This is a genomic window from Paraburkholderia bryophila (genome assembly GCF_013409255.1).
Lineage (GTDB): Bacteria > Pseudomonadota > Gammaproteobacteria > Burkholderiales > Burkholderiaceae > Paraburkholderia.
The window spans coordinates 554,110-575,399 of the sequence record NZ_JACCAS010000001.1 but is presented as its reverse complement, the minus strand read 5'-3'; the positions used below and the strand labels follow the sequence as shown (position 1 = coordinate 575,399).

Below are 21,290 nucleotides of genomic sequence, written 5' to 3'. Positions count from 1 at the left end.
GCACTCCATGATTTTTTTTCAGAGCGCCTTCACCAACGAACGGGTGTGCCGTTAGTCCGAGAGAAGCCCAACCCGTCCCGGAGACAACGAGGATATGGCAGATAAATTCACCTGCGACCTGGCCACGTGTCCGGTCGACGCCGCCGCGCCCCCGCTGTGCCCGGCCGATCCAACGGAACGCCGGCGGCTCGCGACGCTGGAATCTCTGCAGATCCTGAACACCTTGCCCGAGGCTGCCTATGACCGGATCGTGCGGCGCGTCAGCGAGTTTTTCCACGCGCCGATCTGCCTGATTTCGCTGGCCGCGCGGGAGAATCAGTGGTTCAAGGCCAAAATCGGCGTCGATATCGACTCCGCGCCACGTGAGGCCTCTTTCTGCCAGGCGGCGCTTCGGCAGGACGACGTACTGGTTATCCCGGATGCCACGTTGAGCGAATCGTTTCGCGGTCATCCCTTTGTGGTCGGGCCGCCCAATCTGCGCTTCTATGCCGGCATGCCGCTCGTGATCGAGGGCGATCAGAAGGTGGGAACCCTGTGCATCATCGATACGAAGCCCCGCGTGCTGAGCGCGTCCGAAACGGAGGCGCTGAAAGACTTCGCCGCCCTGGTCGTCGACGAATTGCATCTGCGGTTGCGTACGTTTCGTCTCGAGGCCGAACTGGCCCAGCGTCGCGACAACGAGGCCGCCGCACTGGCTTCGCAGCGCGCGCGCGCCGACTTCCTCGCCATGGTGACGCACGAAGTGCGCGCGCCCTTGAATGCGATCGCCGGGATGGTCGAGATGATCTGCGCGCGCAACCAGCCCGCGGTCGACGAACCGGGCATCGACACGTTGCGCGATTCGACCGGCCAGCTCGTGCGGATGATCAACGAGGTGCTCGATCTCGCCCAATTGGAGGCGACCGGCTTCACGTTCAACCGGCAACCCTTCGATCTGCGCCGCGAATTGCGCTGCGCGCTTGCCGTAGTCAGGCCGCAAGCCGCCAACAAAGGACTCGCGCTGACGCTGGAGGTCGACCCGAGCGTGCCTGAGTACGTAGTCGGCGACCGCACGCGCGTCTCGCAGATCGTGCTAAACCTGCTGACCAACGCGATCAAGTTCACGTCCCAAGGCTCGGTACGCATGACACTAGACGCGCAGCCGGATTGCTCCGCCAGAACACGGGTCACGTTTTCCGTGATGGATACCGGCATCGGCATGAGCGACGAGGTCGCGCGCGGTCTGTTCGAGAGTTTTTCCCAGGGTGCGCCGGAGATGAAGGCCCGTTACGGCGGCACCGGACTCGGCCTGGCGATCTGCCAGAAGCTGGTGCAGGCCATGGGCGGAACCATCGCATGCAACAGTTCGCCGCATGTCGGCACGGTCTTTACCTGCTCGATTCCATTCGACATTGCGCCGCCGGATACGCTCGCTAACACGCCCGCGCTCGACACGCGCCCTGGCATTCACCGCGCAGACCATCTGGTCCTGATCGCCGATGACGACGACGTCAGCAGAAAGATCAGCAAAGCGCTGCTCACGCGGCTGGGCTACCGGGTCGAAACCGTGGCGAGCGGACGCGAAGCCCTTGCGATGCTTCGAACCCGGCCCATCGATCTCGCGGTCGTGGACATCAACATGCCCGATCTGAACGGTCTGGAACTCGCGCGCGAGTTGCACGAGCAGACCGAATTCGGCCTGCCCGCGCCGCTAGTCGCGGTCACAGGCCGTTCGAAGCCGGTCGACGATCCGCGCGTCGATCTGTTCGACGACTATCTCGTCAAGCCGGTCAGCGCGACGATGCTCGACCGCGCCATCATGGACATCCTGTCGCGTCGCGATCCAGTGGTCAGCGCCGCTGATCACGAAGGCACCCTATGAGAAGCTTCCTGAAAATGAGCCCCGACAGCGCGTCGCCCCGGCCGTTCCGACGCAGCATCGGCTGGGTGGGAACGACCGCCCTGGCCATGGGCGGCAGCAACCAGAGCCTGTTTCTGATCGCCGCGTTGTTTGCCGGCCAGGGAGACATTCTGGGGCAGGGCAGCGCCGCCGTGCCATTGCTGATTCTCGGCCTGCTGCTCAGCTATGCGGCGTTGCCGGGCTGGATCGAACTGGTGATGCTGTCGCCGCATAAGGTGGGCGGCATCGCGGCGGCATGCACCGAGGCGTTCAAGCCTTATGGACAGATACTCTCGACGCTGACCGGCATGTGCTACTGGTGGGGTTGGGTGCCGACCTGCGGCCTGACCGCGATCCTGTCGGCCACCGCGATCAACCAATGGTTCCTGCCAGGCGTGCCGGTCCCGTTGATGGCCTGCGCGCTGGTGTGTTTCTTCACTGCCGTCAACCTGCTAGGGATCAAATGGGTCACGCGGCTGGCCGTGCCGATCGCCACGTGTTCGGCCGTGCTCGCTTTCATTTCCGCGCTCGCGCCCGTGCTGACCGGCTCCGTCGACTGGCACAAGGCGGTGGACTTTCATCTGGTCACGCCGTTTGCAGGCTGGTTTGGCAGACTGACTTCGCTGATGGCCGGGCTCTACCTGATCGGCTTCGCCGCGCCGGCTTTCGAAGCCGCCGCCTGCCATGTCGCCGAGACTCGCGATCCGCAAAAGAACGTGCCGCGCGCCATGAAGGCGAGCGCGGCGATGGCATCGGTGTACTTCATCGTGTTGCCGCTGATCTGGCTCGGCACACTCGGCGCGAAGCCGCTGGGCGATGACCTCGGCCAGGTGCTCGGACCGACCTTCGCGCCCGTGTTCGGCGCCATGGCGAAATCCGCGGCCATGTGGTTCATGATGTTCAATATGTTCCACGGCACGATCCAGCCCCTCGCCGGTGCCGCGCGAACCCTCTCGCAACTCGCCGACGACGGTCTCGCACCGCGCTGCCTGTCGTGGCGCACGCGAACCGACGTGCCGCTCGTCGCGACGCTGGCGACCGCCGCGTTCGCGATCGTCTTCCTGTTGATCGGCGATCCGATCTGGCTGGTGGCCGCGGCGAATTTCACCTATCTGATCGGTATCACGTTGCCGAGCGTGGCCGTCTGGCTGATGCGCCGCCATGCGCCGGACGCGGTAAGGCTGTATAGGGCGCCGCGTTACACGATCGGGCTGGGTGTGATCGCCGCGGCGATCTGGGGTGCCAGCACCGTGCTCGGGTTCCAGCAGTTCGGTTTGCCGACGGTCGTGTTCGGTCTGGCCATGGCCTATTCCGGCGCCGCGGTCTACGCGTGGAGAAAGTGGGAAGACCGCCGGCTTGCGGGTCTGCCGGGCTTCGCGCCGACGCTGCATTTGCGTCTTACCGGCGCGATGCTTCTGGTTCTGGCGCTCGACGGCGCCGGCTACATTCTGGCGGTTTCGAAACTGCCGCATAACCAGCTCCCGCTGACCACGGCCCTCGAAGACATTTTCGTCGCGGTGGCGATGCTCACCATCACGGTAGGCATCGTGCTGCCCGGCATGATCGCGCACTCCGCGCAGGACGTGAGCAATGCCGCGAGGAAGCTGGCGAGCGGCACGCTGCGTGATTTTTCCAAGGCGATGAATGCGTTGGGGCGGGGCGATCTGAATGCCGCCACGGCCGACATCAACATTCGCCGCGTCGAGGTGCGCAGCAATGACGAACTCGGCGAAATGGCCCGCAGCTTCAACGAACTTCAGGCCGAAGTCGCGTCTGCCGCGAACGGACTGACGGATGCCCGCGAAGGACTGCGCTCCGCGCGCGAACGGTTGACGCTTGCCAACCAGTCGTTGCGCGAGAAAGTCATCGAGCAACAGCAACTGGCGCAGGCGCTGCTGGCCGCGAAGAATGTCGCCGAAGAGGCGAACGCCGCGAAAAACCAGTTCATGGCGCGCATGAGCCACGAGTTGCGTACGCCGTTGAACGGCGTGCTCGGGCCCGCCGATCTGCTGCTCGACCTCAATCAGACGGGCCACGAGCACGAAATGCTCATGAGCATTCGCGAATCCGGCGCGGCGCTGAAGCGGGTCATCGAGCAGATTCTGGATATCGCGCAAATCGAAGCCGGCTCGCTCGCGCTGCAGAACGAGTCGTTCGAACTGGTCGAGTTGATCGAGCGCACCGCGCGGCCGCATCGGCGGGAAGCCGAGGCGAACGGCGTGAGCTTCGTGCTCGATGTCGGCAACACGGCATCGGCTGTCGTCTGGTCCGATCCCGAGCGACTGCGGCAGATCGTGTACAACCTTCTGTCGAACGCCGTGAAGTTCACGCGCCGCGGTTCCATTACCCTGAGTGCGCGCCTGATGGCCGGCGAGCAGGGCGACGACACCCTCGTCGTCGCGGTACGGGACACTGGACCCGGCATTGCAGCGAGCCATCACGAGCGCATCTTTGCGTCGTTTTCGCAGGCGGATGAGAGCCGTACACGCGAACACGACGGCGCCGGCATCGGACTATTTCTGGTGCGTGAACTGGTCGCGCGGCTGGGCGGGCGTATCGAACTGAACAGCACGCCGGGGCACGGCGCGACCTTTACGGTGAGCTTGCCGGTGGTGGTCGAACGCGCCCTGCCGACGCTCGGGCAAGCGGCGCACGCCGCGCTCGACGACGGTGTCCGGCCGGTCCTGGCCGATGACGCGACTGTGCCGGTGGATGAGGTTCGCGGCGCCTTGCCGGCGGCCGTCACGGCTCGCATTCTCGTCGTCGAGGACAATCCGACCAACCAGGCTGTCGCACTCGCGGCGCTGCGCCGACTCGGCCTCGCCGCGCAAGTGGCGGCGGATGGTGAAGAAGCGCTGCGTCTGTACGAACAAGGCCAATTCGATCTGATTCTGATGGATTGCCATATGCCGAAAATGGACGGCCTGCAGGCCTCGGCCGCGATCCGCACGCTTGAGCGGGCGCGTGGCGCGCGCGCCGTGCCGATCGTCGCCGTGACGGCCGACCTGACTTCCGCGAACGTCGTGCAATGCAAGGCGGTCGGGATGAACGAGGTGATGGCGAAACCGTTCACGTTCGCCGAATTGTCCGCCAGGGTGAAGACGTATATCGACGTGGCGGCGGCACAAGGCGCGAAGCAGTCCGCGACGAAGGACCACGAGGCCGAAGATGCCGCGATCATCGATCTGGCCTGTATCGAGGAGTTGCGGGCGTTGGCCGACGACGGGATGCCCGACATCCTCGACGACATCGTCAGTACGTACCGTACCAATTCCGCGTTGCAGATCGGCGAGTTGTGCCGGGCTCTCGCGGAAGGCTCGCTGCCTCGCATCGGCCAGATCGCGCACGCGCTGAAATCCAGCAGCGCGTATGTCGGTGCAATCCGTTTCTCCGCGCTGATGAAGGAACTGGAGGGCGCGGCGACCGACGGCGACCGCGCGCGCGTCACGCCGCTCGTCAGCGATGCGAAGCTTGCCTTCACCGCCGTGTCCGCCCGCCTGGGCCGCATTCTCGAGGAGGCTGCCAGCCATGTCCGATCTGCATAACGAGACGAGGGGGAGTGTGTTGATCGTCGAGGACGACCCCGTTCAATTGAAATTTCTGAGCGCGATGACGAGGAAGCTCGGCATGGCGAGTTTCGCGGCCGCCACCGTGCAACAGGCAACCGCACTGCTGTCCCGCGAAGTGATCGGCATGGTGCTGCTCGACCTGCAGTTGGGCAACGAAGCCGGCCTCGACGTACTGCGCGAGTTGGGACGCGGCAACGCCGCCTGTCCGGTGGCGTTCATCAGCGGCTGTGACGAACGCACGCGAACGGCCGCGACGGGCATTGCCCAGGCGCATGGCATCCACGTCGCCGGGTCGCTGGGCAAGCCCGCGCGCTTCGAACAGCTGGCCGCCTTGTTGCAGGCCACCCCGGCATCCGCGTGGCGGCCGGCTCAACGGGAAGCGCCGCGCGTCACGGCGCAAGATCTCGCCGCCGCTATCGGCGCCCGGCAAATCAGGGCCGCGTTTCAGCCGAAGATCGATCTGTCGAGCGGCCTGCCGATCGGTGTCGAAGCACTCGCGCGATGGAATTCGCCGCTCTTCGGCGCCGTGCCACCCGACGTTTTTATCCCGCTCGCCGAAGCCACCGGGCAGATTCGCGCGCTCACGGAATTGATGCTGACCGCTTCGCTGCAAGCCTGCACGCGTTGGCGGCACGAATTCCCCGAGCTGACGGTCGCGATCAACGTGTCGCCGTCAATCGTGGATCACGAGACGCTAGCCGTCATTACGCGGTTGCTCGCGGAAAACGGCGTACCGGCGCAGTCGCTCGTGGTGGAAATCACGGAAAGCAGTGTGATCGGCGACTCGGCATTGGCGAGCGACGTGCTGACGCGTCTGCGGATCGCTGGTGTGCAGCTCTCCATCGACGACTTCGGCACCGGACACTCTTCGCTAGTCTCGCTGCTGCGCATGCCTTTCAACGAGCTCAAGCTCGACCGGCTGTTCGTCTCGACCTCGGTGCAGAACCCCGATGCGGAACGGATCCTCGGCTCCTTGATCGCGTTAGCCCGGCAAATGGGCTTGCGCTCGGTCGCGGAAGGCGTCGAAACGGAGGACGTGTATCGCCGTCTGCTCGCGCACGGCTGCGACGCGGGGCAAGGCTGGCTCTGGTCGCCCGCATTGAGCGAAGCGGATCTGCTCGGCTGGCTGGCCGGGCGCGGCGCCTGTACGCACGAAGTCGCCTCGGGGAGCGTGGTATGAACGAACACCTGCTTAACGTTCAGGGCGTCTCGGCCGACACGTTGCGCCGTGTCGAGGACGCCTGCCTGGCGGCGGGCGCGGGCAACTGGCCGGCCACGGTCGAGGCCTGTCGCAACGGCGCGTTGCATCGGGTGGAGTTCGCGGTGCGCCGGCCCGTCGATTTCGTTAAAGAGTTCGCTGCGCTCGTGAGGCAGGCCGGTCTCAAGCTGGGTGCCGACAATACGCTCGACCTGTTTCTCGGCGCGCCGGCCGCTCTGGAATGCCTCGCTCTGCCGCACTGGTCGTCGGGCGATGCATTCAAGATCCGCACGCTATTCGATCTGGGTCTCGTCGAGGAGGCCGACACCACCGTGTCGGCCCTGTCGGCGGTGCCGCGCTCCGCCGGCATCACGCACATACGCCGTTTGCGGCCTCAGCCGCTGGCCGACATCCGCGCGCTGATTCTCGACGACGATGCGGTCTCGCGCAAGGTGCTGAGCGCGGCGCTCGAACGTGAAGGCTGCGACATCCGCACGGCCGGCGAAGCCGAAGCCGCGTTCGGCCTGCTGCGCGCGTCGACGCCGGACGTCATCATTCTCGACATCGTGCTCGGCGGCACCATGGACGGCTTCGACGTATGCCGGGCCATGCGCGCCAACCCGGCTTTCGCCGCGATTCCCGTGGTTTTCGTGACCGGCCATCCGGCCGAAACGTTCAGGCTCAAAGCGCAGGATATGACGCACGCGCGTTACTTCGAAAAGCCGCTCTCGCCGGCCAAACTGCGCGACGAAGTGCTGGCGTTGTCACGCAACGTCGCGCCGCGCACGCGCAGGCACGGCTCGTTCAAACGCGGCTGATCCCTCCGGCCGGCGCCTCCCGCGCCGCGTCGATCTGTTTGTTTTTCCCGCTGCGATTTGTCGGAAATTCACTGAACCACTTCAGCAACGGCCAGGGGGGCCGAAAAAAAGGTGAACGGTCAAACGGACCACATCGCGGCGAACGGAAATGTACCGGAGCGCCAGATAGATCTACACCTTGGAGGCTTCAGTGAACAAGCTGCTGGCGACACTCAACCTGTCGAAAAAATTTCTGATTCTGGCGGCGATCGCCTTGCTGCTGGTGGCGATGCCGACCGTACTCTTCATCAACAGCACGAGCGCGCTGGTCGACACCAAGCATCTGGAACGCAGCGGCATCGCGATCGAGCGTGCCACCTTGCGCGCATTGCATGCGGTTCAGCAACGCCGCGAGGCGGACTTCGCAAGCGGACGGTCGGGCTCGGACGCAAGCGGCGAGATCCGCGCGGCGACCGATCGGGCCGACGAGGCGTTTGCCGAAGTCGGTGCGCAGATCAAGGCGGACATCGACAGCAAGGACCCCGCGGTTGCCGCATGGCAGAAAGCGCAACAGTTGTGGACCGACCTGAAACCGGCTGCCGCCACGCAGGACCACGCGCAGCAGGCAAGCGCCGCATACGGCGCGCTCATCCAGCAATTGCTGACCGCGAACGGCGTTTTTCTGGACCACTATCAACTGTCTCTCGATGCCGATCTGGATAGCTATCAGTTGATCAGCGGCGCACTCGTCGACCTGCCCGCGCTCACCAACGAGCTATCGAAAACGGAACTCGCCACGGCATTGCCGGCCGCTGAAGGTCAACCCGACGCTGCCCGGCGTGTGGCGCTGGCCGATCTACTGGAGCGCATCGGCGAACGCGGTGGCGCGGCACACGACGACTTCGCCAAGGCGATCGCGGCCAACCCGCAAATCGGCGCCTCCATCGGCAAGCCAATCGATGACGCACAGGCGCTCGTCGATCAGGCCGTCAATGCGACCCGCGCAGGCCTCGTCGACCTCTCGCACCAGGCACCGGCCATGCCGTCCGGCAAGCCGCCGTTTGCGCAGGCCGTGGAATCAGCATATAAGGCGGACGCCACGGCGATCGACTTTCTCGACACCCTGCTCGGCCAGCAGGGCGACAGTCTGCGCCGCGAACAGATTCTGCTGCTCGGCATGATCGCGGGTGTTCTGCTCGTGGCCGGCCTGTTTGCGGTCGCCGTTGTGCGCTCGGTCACGCGTCCAATCGCGTCGGCGGTGGCGTTCGCTCAACGCGTGTCGGAAGGCGACCTCACGTCGACGGTCGAGGTGCCGGGCGGCAACGAGACCGGACGCCTGCTCGGGGCGCTCAACACGATGAATCAGAGTCTCGGCGGCATCGTGGCGGATGTGCGCAGCGGCGCGGGCTCGATTGCGGACGCCGTGGAGGAACTCGCCGTCGGCAATACCGACTTATCGCAGCGCACGGAAGAGCAGGCCGCGTCGCTCCAGCAGACCGCGTCGAGCATGGAACAACTGACCGCGGCGGTGCGGCAGAACACGGACAACGCGCGCCAGGCAACCGAATTGGCGCACGCCGCCGCGCAGGCCTCGCGCGGTGGCGGCGAGGCCGTCGAATCGGTCGTCGGGATCATGAGCGGGATATCGGACAGCTCGCTGCGTATGCGTGAAATTATCGGCGTGATCGAAGGCATCGCCTTCCAGACCAATATCCTCGCGTTGAATGCCGCCGTGGAGGCCGCGCGGGCGGGCGACCAGGGCAGGGGCTTTGCCGTCGTTGCCGGCGAAGTGCGAGCGCTCGCGCAGCGCAGCGCCGTCGCCGCCAAAGACATCAAAGGGCTGATCGAAACCTCGGTGAGTCGTATTGTCGACGGCACCGCCGTGGTTCAGGGTGCCGGACTCGCGGTCACGCACACGGTCAGCGTGATCGGCCAACTCGCAACCGTCATGTCCGAGATTTCCGCCGCCTCCGTCGAGCAAAGCGCCGGGATCGATCAGGTGAACGTCGCGATTGCGCAGATGGATCAGATCACCCAGCAGAACGCGGCGCTGGTGGAGGAAGCGGCGGCCGCCGCCACCTCGCTGGCGGGACAGGCCCACGCGTTGCGCGCCGGGGTGTCGGTCTTCCATCTCGAGTCGCATTGATCCTCGACACGCAGGCACGAGACAAGGCAATGAGCGAGCACCGCCGCCCCGCACACGCAGCCGATTTCGAACTCGGGAACTGGTCCGTCGCGTTCAAGGATCGACGTCTCGAGGCGAGCTTCCAACGCCAGGAGCTACCTGTTGCACGGGCTTCGCTGCGCGTGGCGACGACGTTCTTCTGCGTGGCGTTCCTGACGATTTCGCTGTTTCACTTTGGCCTCTCCGGCGAGCGGCCGGCAATTGCAGTGCTGTGCGCCTGGCTTGTTTCGGTCCTGAGCGCAGCATTCGGCCTCTACGCCGTGCACGTTTGTAAAGAGTCCGTGTGCGTGGTCCGCTGTGTTGCAACTATCGTCGAAACCATCGGCATTGGGACCTTTCTGTTGACGGTGTGGCAACAGCCGCCCGATGCGTCATGGACCGGCTTGGCGATGTGCGTCATCTTATTTGTCGTGTACGTGCTGATTCCGAACTCGCTATTGCTGACTCAGGCGCTCGCGGCGCTTTCAACGGCGCTCTTCCTCGTCGTGGCCGCCAGCGTCGAGCGGCTGAGCGGCCCGAGCCTGTCGACACTGACGATCTGGCTCGTTCTGGCCAACAGCGCGGGCGTCATCGCGGCGCGCCGCCATCACAAGTCTGCGCGCGACCAGTACCGCGCGTACCGGCTTCTGAGCCAACTTTCCATTCGCGATCATCTGACGGGCTGCTTCAACCGTCGTTATCTCGACGAGGTGCTGCTCAGCACCGAACTGGACCGGTGCCGGCGGCATCAGCATTGCCTTGGCGCGATTCTCTGCGATATCGACCACTTCAAGGCGGTCAACGATAGCTACGGTCACGCATCAGGCGACACCGTGCTGCAGAAATTCGCGAGCATTCTGCTGCTCAATACGCGGCAACACGTCGACAGCGTCGTGCGCTACGGCGGTGAGGAGTTTCTGGTTCTGCTGCCCGATACGACGATCGACCAGACGATCGCGCTGGCCGAGCGGTTTCGTCGGCTATTCGAGGCCAGTCGAACCGCGGCGGGGCACGGCTGCGACATCGGCGCGACGGCCAGTTTCGGCGTGGCCTGCACGCCCTGGCCGGTGGGTGACGAAGACTGGCACGAGAATCTGATCGTGGCCGCGGACGCGCAGCTATACCGTGCGAAGCGCAACGGCCGCAACCAGGTGCAAGCGACGGACGCGGCGATCGCCGTCGACACAATGAGCACCGCACCGACGCACTTCAGCAACGGTGCAGGCGTCCGTTAAATCTGGCAGGTGAGCAGACTATGAGAGCACGCTCGCGAATCCGCGCGCAGTGCATCTGCGACGCTGGCCCTTTCGACATGAGATGGAACAACCGATGAATTCGCTCCGAGCCCACCTGGGTGACCATTTATTCATTCTTCGTGCAACGGCAGAGCAGGTGCGCCGCCTTGACGACCTGATCGGTTCACAGGATCGTGTGCTGCGGGCGCTGCAGGCCGCCGTGGTCAACGCGGTCCGCGACGCGGCGCGCTCGAAGCCGCACATGAACGAGGCCGTAGCGCTGTTCGAGGGGACGTTGAGCATGGGCGGCGCGTTGCGGCTGAATCTTGCGTCGGCGCTGACCCGCGAACTGATCACGAAGCTCGACTGCGCCGCGGGTGCGCTGGTCGCGGTATTGGACGGCAACATTTCGGAAGCGGACCGCGACGCGGTTATGCTCTGTTGTGCGGAAATCGCCGGTTCGGTGGAGTCGGCCGTGGTTTCCGCCCGCTCCCATCTGGCGAAGACCCGCCTGATCGTCGAGCTGGCCGACGATGAAGTCGAGCACTTCCGCCACGCACTGATCCGATTGCAATCGCCGAGCCGCGGTTGCGGGGAAAGAACGGCTGCACGGGCCCGCTTCTAGACGATCTGCGGCGAGGACGCCATGACTAAACAGGATGCCTACAATTTCTTTCTGGGTTCTCTCGCCATAAAAATTCTCGAGGTGCAGGAAGCCATGGACGCCATGCCCGACCAGACGGACGTGCTGCGACGTTTGCGCGCGCGGGATGCGCAACTGCAACGGCTGCTGGCGGTCCTCGACGAGATCGTCGACGCCGTATAGACGCCAGACCGGGAGCCGCAACGCGTCCTTTCCAGCGCGGCCCGGAAATGCAGATCAGTGCTGATAGACATAGGTGCCAGGTGCATCCGGCAGGTCCTCGCCGCCCGCCTGGAAGGCCGGCGGCGCGATGCGCCGCGCACTCGAATGCCCGGCCAGCCAGTCGAGCCACGCGGGCCACCACGAGCCGTCCAGCGGCGGCGCCTGGGTCAGCCATTGATCGGGGCCGATGCGGCGGTCGTCGGCCGCGCTGTGCCTGAGCCGGAAGTGCCGATGCGGATGACCGGGCTCGCTCACCACGTCGGCGTTGTGACCGCCGCTCGCCAGCACGAACGTGATGTCGGTATCGGACAGGTTGTGGATCTTGTAGACGGAGCGCCATGGCGCGATGTGATCGCGTTCGGTGCCCACCAAGAGCATCGGCGCCCGGATGTTGCGCACCGACACCGGCCGCTCGTCGATCAGGTAGCGGCCGCAGGCCAGATCGTTATCGAGGAACAGCCGGGGCAGGTACTCCGAGTGCATCCGGTAGGGCATGCTGGCCGAGCCCGATCTGTCCGAGATACGCGCACAGGCTTCGCGCATGGGCGGCCCAGAGCGACGCCAGCTCGAGTTGCTTGCCCGGCGCGGCGGCAAGATGAATGAGCCAGTCGGCCAGCGCCGCGCGCAACGCCGCCGGCGACAAGCCCGCGGTGAGCCGCGCGATCAGCGCTTCCCTGGCGTGATCGAGATCGCGAAAGGGCGTGTCCCGCGCGCGAGTCGTGGCATCGCCCGATACCGTTCCCGCTGTTAGCGTCTGTTGCCGAACGAGTCCGCGAGATTGCTCATGACAAAGTTCCGTGATGGTTAGCGTGAGCTGATTAGCTCACTTAACGCCGGTCTGCCGGTTGATCTGAATCACATGTTGCTGGTGCGGCTCATTGCTTGACATGGATCATCAAGACGGAGCGCCGCGCCCCTATGCTCGTGGCATGCACTGCCAATCGCTCATGCCAATGCATGTCCGAGCGCGGCACGGAGGGGGATATGTCCGAAGCAAAAGTTCTTGTCGTCTATTTCTCGCGCACCGGAACGACGCGGTTATTGGCTAGAGCCATCGCCGGCATGCTGAACGCCGACCTGGAGGAAATCTGCGATTGCAGCGACCGGGTGGGTCCGGGCGGCTATCTGCGGTCGTTGCTGGACGCGCTGCGCCGCAAGCCATCGGAAATCGTTCCAGCCGGGCTGAGCGTCTCGGCGTACGACCTCGTCGTGATCGGCTCACCGGTCTGGGCCGGTTCCGTCTCGGCGCCGGTGCGTTCGTACCTGATCGAAAATCGTGCGCAGCTTCCGCAGGTGGCGTTTTTTTGCAGCTTTGGCGGACGCGGCGCCGACGAGGCGCTTCGCGCGATGCGCGCACTCGCGCACCGGCCGGTCGTCGCCGAATGCAAAGTCACCGCCGCCGCGGCACATCAGGGTGCGTATGCCGCGATGGCTGGGTTTGCCCAGGCGCTAAAAAGGCACCTCGCCCGCATGCGCGAAATCGAATGGATCGGCTGATCGGTCGAAGGAGACAAGGGACATGAACGGGAGGCTTCTGCTGGCGTTCGCTGTCGTCTGGCTCGGCGCATGCAGCACCGAAGCGCGGGTCGCGATGCAGCGCGATACGGAGATCCAGCTTGAGACGGCGCGCGCGGGCGCTGCGGTGAGCTGTTCCGCGCGAGCCGACTGCGACCGTATCTGGGATATGACAAAACGATACGTCTCGCAGCGCTCGGTGACACCGATTCGCCGCGCGGACGACGCCGTGATCGAAACGGCCGAGCCGCATAGTTTCGGCGCGGTCTATGTCTGGGCCGTGCGCACGACCGACCCGTCCGGCCTCTCCACCATCAGCATCAAAGGGATGTGCCGTGGCATGTATAACGCCGACGGCGATCCGGGCTGGCTCTACACGCGTTGTGCCCAGCAGGTTCAGGCGGTCGAAACGGATTTCCGGGCCTTCGTCGGCGCCGGCGCGTAACCCCTTGCAACGTCGGACACAGTGGCGCTATGAACGAAGATTTTCGGCTCGCCGGTCTGGGCGGTATCGATCGCCGCGACGGTGAACCCGCCATGCACGCATGGCGTTGGCTTCAATGGGTGCTACTCGGCTTCAGCCTGCTCGCGATCCCCGCGTTTTACCTGGAACTGGCCGGCGAATCGGCGCGCCTGCACCAGTTGGGCCGGCTGCTCTATGCCGGCATGGCGGCCGGTTTCGTGGCCTCGCTGGCGTGGCTTGCGCATCTGAGTCGCAAGCCCGCGGGGGTGCTGGTGCGCAACCGCTACGACGTTCTGATCGCGATCGGCGCGTGCGCCAGTGTGATGTCGGGCGTGTCGGCGTGGTCGTCCTTCGAATGGTGTCTGCGCATCCTGTTCGTCGGTCTCGTGGCCGTGCGCATCGCTGTGTCGCTGCGCGGATTCTTCTCGCCGAACCGCTTGCTGTTGCTGCTCGCGACGGCCGCCGTGCTGCTCGCCTCGGCGGGTGCGGGATTCTACTGGCTCGAACCGGGCGTGCACACGTACGCCGAGGGCGTCTGGCTGGCTTTCGAAAGCAGCGCCACCGTTGGGTACGGCGACATGGCGCCGACCACACCGGCCTCGCGCGTCTTCGCCGCGTTCGTTGTGCTGCTGGGCTACGGTTTGCTGTCGCTCGTGTTCGCGAGCATCGCGGCGATCTTCGTCGAGCAGGAAGAGCGACTGCTGCGTCGCGAAATGCATCGGGACATCAAATCGCTGCAAGCGGAGATCGCGGCCCTGCGCAGGGAAGTTCATGCCTTGAGCGGCGGCTCGCGCGCGACCGGCGAGGTGGTGGACCGTCGCGATCCCACGCCCGGCAAACACGACTAAGGCCCGTCCTTCACGGTCGTTGCCGGGGCGCGTTCTCGCTTCGCTTTGATCAAGGTCACTTTTCCCGCGCCACGCGGCGGTATCGTGCGACTGTTCGAACCTTGCCGCAAGGAGCCCTGCATGTCGACTCAACCCGCAACGATCGCGCCGAACAGCTTATCGGCCAGCGAGGCCGTCGAGGGTAGCGTGATCGCCGTGCGCGGCGCGGTGCTCGACATCCGCTTCGCGAGCGAGGCGCTGCCTGCCATCGAGGACGCGCTGATCGTCCTGCCGGACGATCTTGCGCCGGTGCTGGCCGAAGTTCAGGCGCATCTCGGCGCCACCACGGTGCGCGCGCTGGCCCTGCAAGCGACCGCCGGATTGCGCCGCGGCACGCGCGTGCGAACCTGTGGCGGTCCCCTGGCGACGCCGGTCGGCGAGGCGGTGCTCGGCCGGCTGCTCGACGTGACGGGTGAGCCGCGCGACGACGGCGCGGCGCTGCCGGCGCAGATCGAGCGTCGTCCGATTCATCGCGCGGCGCCGCCGCTTGCCGCGCAGACCGGCGCGACCTCGCTGTTCTCCACCGGCATCAAGGTGATCGACCTGCTTGCGCCGCTCGCCCAGGGCGGCAAGGCGGCGATGTTCGGTGGCGCGGGCGTCGGCAAGACCGTGCTGGTGATGGAACTGATTCATGCGATGGTCGAGCGCTACCAGGGCATCTCGGTATTTGCCGGCGTCGGCGAGCGCTCGCGCGAAGGACACGAAATGCTGCTGGATATGCGGACCTCGGGCGTGCTGGGTCGCACCGTTCTGGTCTATGGGCAGATGAACGAACCGCCCGGCGCGCGCTGGCGCGTGCCGTTCACCGCGTTGACGATTGCCGAGTATTTCCGCGACGAGCGTCGCCAGAACGTGCTGCTGCTGATGGACAACGTGTTCCGCTTCGTCCAGGCGGGCGCGGAAGTGTCGGGCCTGCTCGGGCGCATGCCGTCGCGGGTGGGCTATCAGCCGACCCTGGCGAGCGAAGTCGCGAGCCTGCAGGAGCGCATCGTGTCGGTCGGCGGCGTGTCGGTCACCGCGATCGAAGCCGTGTACGTGCCCGCCGACGACTTCACCGATCCTGCCGTGACGGCGATCGCCGCGCACATCGACAGCATGGTCGTGCTGTCTCGTGCGATGGCCGCCGAGGGCATGTATCCCGCCATCGATCCGATCGCCTCGTCGTCGATTCTGCTCGATCCGCTGGTGGTCGGCGACGAACACGTGAAGGTCGCGACGGAGGTGCGCCGGATCATCGAACACTACCGCGAACTGCAGGACGTCATCTCGCTGCTCGGGATCGAGGAGCTGGGCGCCGACGACCGCGTCCTCGTCGGCCGGGCGCGACGGCTGCAGCGTTTTCTGACCCAGCCGTTCGCCGTGACGCAGGCCTTCACGGGAGCACCTGGCCGCTCCGTGCCGGTCGCCGACACGATTGCGGGTTGCAAGGCGATCCTCGCGGGGGAATGCGATACCTGGCAGGAGAGTTCGCTCTACATGATCGGCTCGCTCGACGAAGCGCGCGAGAAGGAACAGGCCGCCGCCGCGCAGGACGCGCCGGTGCACGTCGCGGAGCCGGTGCAATGAGCGGCGCCGCGTTGACGCTCACCCTCGCGACGCCGGCCCGGGTGTGGTTCGACGCCGTCGAGATCGTCTCGCTGCGCGCCCAGGACGAGAGCGGTTCGTTCGGCATCCGCGCCGGGCATGCCGACTTCGTGACGCTGCTGATGCCGTCGGTGGTGCGTTGGACCGAGGCCGACGGCGCGACCCGTTACTGCGCGGTGGACGGCGGGGTGCTGATGGTCGCGCGCGGCGCTCAGGTGTCGATCGCCTGCCGCGAGGCGATTGCCGGCGCCGCGCTGGATAGTCTCGAAGTCGCCGTGCGCGATTACCACGCGGCCGAAGAGGATGCGGCGCGGCGCGCCCGCGTCGATCAGTTGCGCCTGCATGCGCGCGCCGTGCGGCAGATGCTGCGCTATCTGCATCCTGGCCCGGACGCAGCTGCATTGGGAGCCACGCCGCAATGAATCCGCCCCGTCCCGGTACTGGCGAATCGCGTGACGACCGCATGGCCGACGTCGCGCGCGAGGTCGCCGAACGCGATCTACGCGGACGCGCCGATCCGGAGCCGTCGCTCGGCAGCCGGCTCGGTCAGATCGGCATCCTCGGCTGGGCCATCGTGCTGCCCACGCTGCTCGGACTCGCCGTCGGCCACTGGCTCGACCGGACCTTCGGCACCCGCGTGTTCTTCTCCGCGCCGCTGCTGATGATCGGTGCGGCGGTGGGCTTCTGGTCGGCGTGGAAATGGATGCATCGTCAACAACGAGACCCTCATGACTAATTCATTGCCGTCGATCGCGGCGCAGCTTGCCATGGGTCTTGCGCTCGGCACGCTGGCGGGCGCCTGGCACTTCATGTCGCTGCGCTGGAACTGGCCGCTCTTTGCCCAGGGCAGGGCGGCCACGGCACTGGCGCTGCAACTGTCGCGCTTCGCCGTGACCGGCGCGCTGCTGCTGCTCCTCGCCCACGCCGGCGCGCTCGCGCTGCTCGCCGGCATGGCCGGCATCCTGCTCGCTCGCACCATCGCGGTACGCCGTGCCGGAGCCGTTTCATGATCGAGTCGCCGCTGGTTACCGCGCCGCTGCTGCAACTCGGTCCGCTCGCGATCACCGGGCCCGTCGTCGCCACTTGGGCCATCATGGCCGTCGTCACGGCGATCTCGGTGCTGCTGTGCCGCAAGCTGTCGCTGACGCCGGGCAAGGCGCAGACCGCGCTCGAACTGCTGGTCGACACGCTCGATCAGCAAATCCGAGACACCATGCAGACTGAGCCGGGCACCTACCGCGCGCTGATCGGCACGCTGTTCCTGTTCGTGCTGGTGGCCAACTGGTCCGCGCTGGTGCCGGGCGTGACGCCGCCCACCGCGCATATCGAGACGGACGCCGCGCTGGCGCTGATCGTGCTGGGCGCCACGGTGTTCCACGGCATCCGCACGCGCGGCACGGCCGGCTATTTCGCGGCCTTTGCCGAACCGAGCTGGGTCATGATCCCGTTGAACGTCGTCGAGCAGATCACGCGCACGTTTTCTCTGGTGGTGCGGCTGTTCGGCAACGTGATGAGCGGCGTCTTCGTGATCGGCATCATTCTGTCGCTCGCCGGGCTGCTCGTGCCGATTCCACTGATGGCGCTCGACCTGCTGACAGGCGCCGTGCAAGCCTACATTTTCGCCGTGCTGTCGATGGTTTTCATCGGCGCGGCCATCACCGATCCCCATCACTCCGTCAGCGTAAAAAAGGGCGAAGCCTCATGAACAATCTCATCGAAGTCGTCAGTATCGCCGCGGCAGCGCTTGCCGTTTCGTTCGGCGCGATCGGGCCGGCGCTGGCCGAAGGCCGTGCCGTCGCCGCTGCGATGGACGCGATCGCCCGCCAGCCCGATTCGGCGGGCACCATTTCGCGCACGCTGTTCGTGGGGCTGGCCATGATCGAGACGATGGCGATCTATTGCCTCGTGATCGCGTTGCTGCTGCTGTTCGCCAACCCGTTCGTCAAGTAGGCGGCACCCATGCGAATCGACTGGTCGACGCTCGCGCTGCAGACGATCAACGCACTGGTCCTGATCTGGCTGCTGTCGCGCTTTCTGTTCCGCCCGGTCGCGCAGATCATCGCCGAGCGGCAGAAGGCCGCCCAGGCACTGATCGGCGACGCCGACGCGGCGAAGCGTGCGGCGCTCGTCGAGCGCGACACGGCGGCGCGCGAGGCGCAGCAGATCGTCGCCGCGCGGCGCGACGCGATGCAAACGGTCGCCCAGGAGGCGGCGGCGGAAAAGGCCGCGCTACTCGACGCGGCGCGCGCTGAGGCCGCCGGATTGCGCGCCGCGGCCAGCGCCGAAGCCGAGGCCGCGCGCGTCGAACAGGACAAGCTCGCGGCACGCCGGGCGACTGCGCTCGCTATCGACATCGCGACGAAACTGCTCGCCAGATTGCCGCCCGCCGCCTGCGTCGCGGGCTTCATCGACGGTCTTGCCGACGGTCTCGCGCAATTGCCCGAGCCGGTTCGCGCGCAACTCGCCGCACCCGGCGCGACGCTCGTGCTGGCTGCGCCGCGCGCGCTCAGCGCCGAGGAGCAGGAACGCTGCCGCGCCGTCCTGGCGAACGGTCTGACACGAACGGTGCCGCTTCGCTTCGAGGTCGAGCCGTCGCTGCTTGCCGGGTTGGAACTGCGCGCGCCTCACGCCGTCGTGAGCAACAATTTCGCGGCCGATCTCACGCGGCTCGCCGCGGCGCTGGGGGAGGACACGCATGTGCCCGGCTGACATGACCGACGATCCCTGGCTCGTACGGCAGCGCGCGACGCTGGCACACACGCCGGTCGCCGCGCAGGCGCAAACGCTCGGGCGCGTCGAGCGCGTCGGCGACGGCATCGCATTCGTCTCGGGACTGCCCGATGCGGCGCTCAACGAGTTGCTGCGCTTCGAGAACGGCGCAACGGGTTTTGCCCACACCCTGGACGCCGACGAGATCAGCGTCGTGCTGCTCGACGACGGCCGCGCGGTCGAAGCGGGCGCGCGCGTCACGCGCACCGGCACCGTGCTCGAGGTGCCGGTGGGCGAAGGCTTGCTGGGGCGCGTGATCGACCCGCTCGGCCGGCCGCTCGACCGCGACGAGCCGATCGTGGCGACGCTGCGCCTGCCGGCGGAACGGCCGGCGCCGTCGATTATCGAGCGCGAGCTGGTGAGCGAACCGGTCGAGACCGGGGTACTGCTGGTCGACGCATTGTTCGCGATCGGACGCGGCCAGCGCGAGCTGATCATCGGCGACCGCGCGACGGGCAAGACTGCGCTCGCCGTCGATGCGATCGTCAATCAGAAGCACTCGGACATGATCTGCGTGTATGTGGCGATCGGCCAGCGCACGACCGCCGTGCAGCGCGTGATCGAGTCCGTGCGGCAGTACGGCGCGCCGGAGCGCTGCATTTTCGTGGTGGCGGCTGCGGCGTCTGCGCCGGGGCTGCAATGGATCGCGCCGTTCGCGGGCTTCACGATCGCCGAGTACTTCCGCGATCGCGGCCAGCATGCGCTGGTCGTCATCGACGATCTCACCAAACATGCCGCGACCCATCGCGAGCTGGCGCTGCTCACGCGCGAACCGCCGGGGCGCGAGGCCTATCCGGGCGATATCTTTTACGTGCACGCCCGGCTGCTCGAGCGTGCCGCACGGCTGTCGGCGAAACTGGGCGGCGGTTCGCTCACCGCGCTGCCGATCGCGGAGACCGACGCGGGCAATCTCTCAGCGTACATTCCGACCAATCTGATTTCGATCACGGACGGCCAGATCGTGCTGGACACCGCGCTGTTCGCCGCGAATCAGCGGCCCGCCGTGGATATTGGTCTGAGCGTGAGCCGGGTCGGCGGTAAGGCGCAGCATCCGGCTTTGCGCGAGGTGTCCGGGCGCTTGCGTCTCGACTATGCGCAGTTTCTCGAACTCGAGATGTTCAGCCGCTTCGGCGGCCTGACCGACGCGCACGTCGCGCGGAAAATCGCCCGCGGTGAACGCATCCGGGCGCTGATCGCGCAGCCGCGTTTCAGCGCGTTGCGTACCGTCGACGAAATCGCCTTGCTCGCCGCCCTGGCGGCGGGTGTTTTCGATGCGCAGCCAGCCGCGATCGCCGCCCTGGTGCGAAGCGAACTCGCCGCGCGGGCGCGCGGCCGGCTCGCGCAAGCCGGGGCGACGGATGCGCAAGCCGCTGCGACGGATGCGGGCGAGCCGCTGCCGTTGGCATCGTTGACACCGTTGACACCGGATGCTCAGGCCGCGTTGATCGCCATGGTGCGCGAACTCGTCGACCTGTTGACGCTCCCCGCCGCGGGCCGCGGGTCCGTCACGGATACCGCGCGATGAGCGGCAAGCTCGCCGAAATCGAGTCGCGCACGCGTACCGCACATCAACTCGATGCCGTGATCGGGGCGATGCGCGGCATCGCGGCGGCGCGTTCACGCGAAGCGCAAGGGCGGCTGCCCGGCATCCGTTCGTCGGCCGCGACGGTCGGCGCCGCGATCGGCGCCGTCCTCGCACACGGCACGCAGCCCACGGCGGAGTCGCCGGCGCGAGGCGTGCAGATCGACATCGCGCTGTGTGCGGAGCAGGGTTTCGTGGGTGCCTTCAACGAGCAGATTCTGGCGCACGCGCTAGCCCGCGAGTCCTCGACGGAGTGCGAGCTCCTGCTGGTGGGATCACGCGGCGAGATCGCGGCGCACGAGCGCGGCGTGACGGTCGCATGGTGCTCGCCAGGGGCTTCTCATGCCGACGACGTGTCCGCGCTCGCCAGCCGCGTGACCGACGCGCTTTACCTGCGGCTCGCGGGGCGGCCGGTCTCCGGCGTGCGCATCGTGCATGCCGTGCCCGGCATTGCGTCGCATAACGAGGTCGTGGAGCGCCGTCTGATTCCGTTCGACTTCTCGCGTTTCGAACTCGCGCGGCACGGCCAACCGCCGTTACTGACACTGCCCGCCGGGCCGCTCCTCGCGGGACTGGTCGAAGCTTACGTGTATGTCGAATTGTGCGAGGCGCTGATGCTCTCGTTCGCCGCGGAAAACGAGGCGCGGGTGCGGGCGATGCTGGCCGCGCGCGCCAACGTGAAAGAGACGCTCGACACGCTGACGCAACAGTACCGGCAGGTCCGCCAGGACGAAATCACCGCCGACATCGTCGAACTGGCGGCCGGCAGCGCTGTGTGAACCG

Annotated in this window: 21 protein-coding genes and 1 pseudogene; 20 read left to right on the top strand and 2 right to left on the bottom strand. The window is 66.5% G+C overall.

The features are described 5' to 3' along the window. The first annotated feature begins 94 nt into the window (after positions 1–94). The 8 genes from GGD40_RS02520 (at position 95) to GGD40_RS02485 (ending at position 11,668) form a co-directional block, all read left to right on the top strand. On the top strand, positions 95–1,861 hold the full coding sequence (locus GGD40_RS02520) for a hybrid sensor histidine kinase/response regulator (protein ID WP_179742706.1): 1,767 nt from the start codon (positions 95–97) through the stop codon (positions 1,859–1,861). After that, complete coding sequence (locus GGD40_RS02515; RefSeq protein WP_257030322.1) at positions 1,858–5,424, top strand: amino acid permease; 3,567 nt, start codon at positions 1,858–1,860, stop codon at positions 5,422–5,424. The genes GGD40_RS02520 and GGD40_RS02515 overlap by 4 nt, the downstream gene beginning before the upstream one ends. Then, the gene (locus GGD40_RS02510; protein ID WP_179742705.1) at positions 5,408–6,628 is read left to right on the top strand and encodes an EAL domain-containing response regulator; all 1,221 of its coding nucleotides are present in this window, start codon (positions 5,408–5,410) and stop codon (positions 6,626–6,628) included. Before GGD40_RS02515 ends, GGD40_RS02510 begins: the two co-directional genes overlap by 17 nt. Beyond that, a complete protein-coding gene (locus GGD40_RS02505; protein ID WP_179742704.1) occupies positions 6,625–7,464 on the top strand; it encodes a response regulator in 840 nt (279 codons plus the stop codon). The genes GGD40_RS02510 and GGD40_RS02505 overlap by 4 nt, the downstream gene beginning before the upstream one ends. A gap of 190 nt (positions 7,465–7,654) precedes the next feature. Next, positions 7,655–9,589, top strand: coding sequence for a methyl-accepting chemotaxis protein (locus GGD40_RS02500; protein WP_179742703.1), 1,935 nt, complete (start codon positions 7,655–7,657; stop codon positions 9,587–9,589). Positions 9,590–9,618: 29 nt separating this feature from the next. Beyond that, the gene (locus GGD40_RS02495; RefSeq protein WP_179742702.1) at positions 9,619–10,842 is read left to right on the top strand and encodes a GGDEF domain-containing protein; all 1,224 of its coding nucleotides are present in this window, start codon (positions 9,619–9,621) and stop codon (positions 10,840–10,842) included. A 94-nt stretch (positions 10,843–10,936) separates the two neighbouring features. Further along, positions 10,937–11,467, top strand: a complete 531-nt coding sequence (locus GGD40_RS02490; protein WP_179742701.1) for a hypothetical protein — start codon at positions 10,937–10,939, stop codon at positions 11,465–11,467. A 21-nt stretch (positions 11,468–11,488) separates the two neighbouring features. Next, positions 11,489–11,668 carry a hypothetical protein gene (locus GGD40_RS02485; RefSeq protein ID WP_179742700.1) on the top strand — a complete coding sequence of 60 codons (180 nt, stop codon included), beginning with the start codon at positions 11,489–11,491 and terminating at the stop codon, positions 11,666–11,668. Positions 11,669–11,722: 54 nt separating this feature from the next. Here the strand turns inward: GGD40_RS02485 and GGD40_RS02480 are convergent. Together GGD40_RS02480 and GGD40_RS37315 are read right to left on the bottom strand one after the other, a co-directional pair. Beyond that, positions 11,723–12,211: pseudogene (locus GGD40_RS02480) on the bottom strand (poly-beta-hydroxybutyrate polymerase); the annotation flags it as partial. Then, the gene (locus tag GGD40_RS37315) at positions 12,153–12,509 is read right to left on the bottom strand and encodes a poly-beta-hydroxybutyrate polymerase N-terminal domain-containing protein (protein WP_179744849.1); all 357 of its coding nucleotides are present in this window, start codon (positions 12,507–12,509) and stop codon (positions 12,153–12,155) included. The pseudogene GGD40_RS02480 and the gene GGD40_RS37315, both read right to left, overlap by 59 nt. Positions 12,510–12,664: 155 nt before the next feature. Between GGD40_RS37315 and GGD40_RS02470 the strand changes: the two genes are divergently transcribed. From GGD40_RS02470 to GGD40_RS02415, 12 genes are all read left to right on the top strand, one after another. Next, entirely contained in the window at positions 12,665–13,204 is a 540-nt protein-coding gene (locus tag GGD40_RS02470) for a flavodoxin family protein (protein ID WP_257030321.1), read from the top strand. A 22-nt stretch (positions 13,205–13,226) separates the two neighbouring features. Then, positions 13,227–13,667 carry a hypothetical protein gene (locus GGD40_RS02465; protein WP_179704604.1) on the top strand — a complete coding sequence of 147 codons (441 nt, stop codon included), beginning with the start codon at positions 13,227–13,229 and terminating at the stop codon, positions 13,665–13,667. 29 nt (positions 13,668–13,696) lie between these two features. Next, positions 13,697–14,533 carry a potassium channel family protein gene (locus tag GGD40_RS02460; RefSeq protein WP_179742698.1) on the top strand — a complete coding sequence of 279 codons (837 nt, stop codon included), beginning with the start codon at positions 13,697–13,699 and terminating at the stop codon, positions 14,531–14,533. Between the two features lie 120 nt (positions 14,534–14,653). Next, positions 14,654–16,138 (top strand): F0F1 ATP synthase subunit beta, encoded by a 1,485-nt coding sequence (atpD, locus tag GGD40_RS02455; protein WP_179742697.1) that lies wholly within the window; start codon positions 14,654–14,656, stop codon positions 16,136–16,138. Beyond that, positions 16,135–16,578: a F0F1 ATP synthase subunit epsilon gene (locus GGD40_RS02450; RefSeq protein WP_179704598.1), complete on the top strand. Its 444-nt coding sequence runs from the start codon at positions 16,135–16,137 to the stop codon at positions 16,576–16,578. Before atpD ends, GGD40_RS02450 begins: the two co-directional genes overlap by 4 nt. Before the next feature lie 41 nt (positions 16,579–16,619). Beyond that, positions 16,620–16,892, top strand: a complete 273-nt coding sequence (locus tag GGD40_RS02445) for an AtpZ/AtpI family protein (protein WP_179744848.1) — start codon at positions 16,620–16,622, stop codon at positions 16,890–16,892. Continuing rightward, entirely contained in the window at positions 16,885–17,166 is a 282-nt protein-coding gene (locus tag GGD40_RS02440; protein WP_179742696.1) for an N-ATPase subunit AtpR, read from the top strand. The genes GGD40_RS02445 and GGD40_RS02440 overlap by 8 nt, the downstream gene beginning before the upstream one ends. Next, a complete protein-coding gene (locus tag GGD40_RS02435) occupies positions 17,163–17,861 on the top strand; it encodes a F0F1 ATP synthase subunit A (protein WP_179742695.1) in 699 nt (232 codons plus the stop codon). The genes GGD40_RS02440 and GGD40_RS02435 overlap by 4 nt, the downstream gene beginning before the upstream one ends. Continuing rightward, positions 17,858–18,106 (top strand): F0F1 ATP synthase subunit C, encoded by a 249-nt coding sequence (locus tag GGD40_RS02430; protein ID WP_179704594.1) that lies wholly within the window; start codon positions 17,858–17,860, stop codon positions 18,104–18,106. Before GGD40_RS02435 ends, GGD40_RS02430 begins: the two co-directional genes overlap by 4 nt. A 9-nt stretch (positions 18,107–18,115) precedes the next feature. Beyond that, complete coding sequence (locus GGD40_RS02425; protein ID WP_179742694.1) at positions 18,116–18,865, top strand: F0F1 ATP synthase subunit B; 750 nt, start codon at positions 18,116–18,118, stop codon at positions 18,863–18,865. 1 nt (position 18,866) lies between these two features. After that, positions 18,867–20,450: a F0F1 ATP synthase subunit alpha gene (locus GGD40_RS02420; RefSeq protein WP_179742693.1), complete on the top strand. Its 1,584-nt coding sequence runs from the start codon at positions 18,867–18,869 to the stop codon at positions 20,448–20,450. Next, positions 20,447–21,286: a F0F1 ATP synthase subunit gamma gene (locus GGD40_RS02415; protein WP_179704588.1), complete on the top strand. Its 840-nt coding sequence runs from the start codon at positions 20,447–20,449 to the stop codon at positions 21,284–21,286. Before GGD40_RS02420 ends, GGD40_RS02415 begins: the two co-directional genes overlap by 4 nt. Positions 21,287–21,290 lie beyond the last annotated feature (4 nt).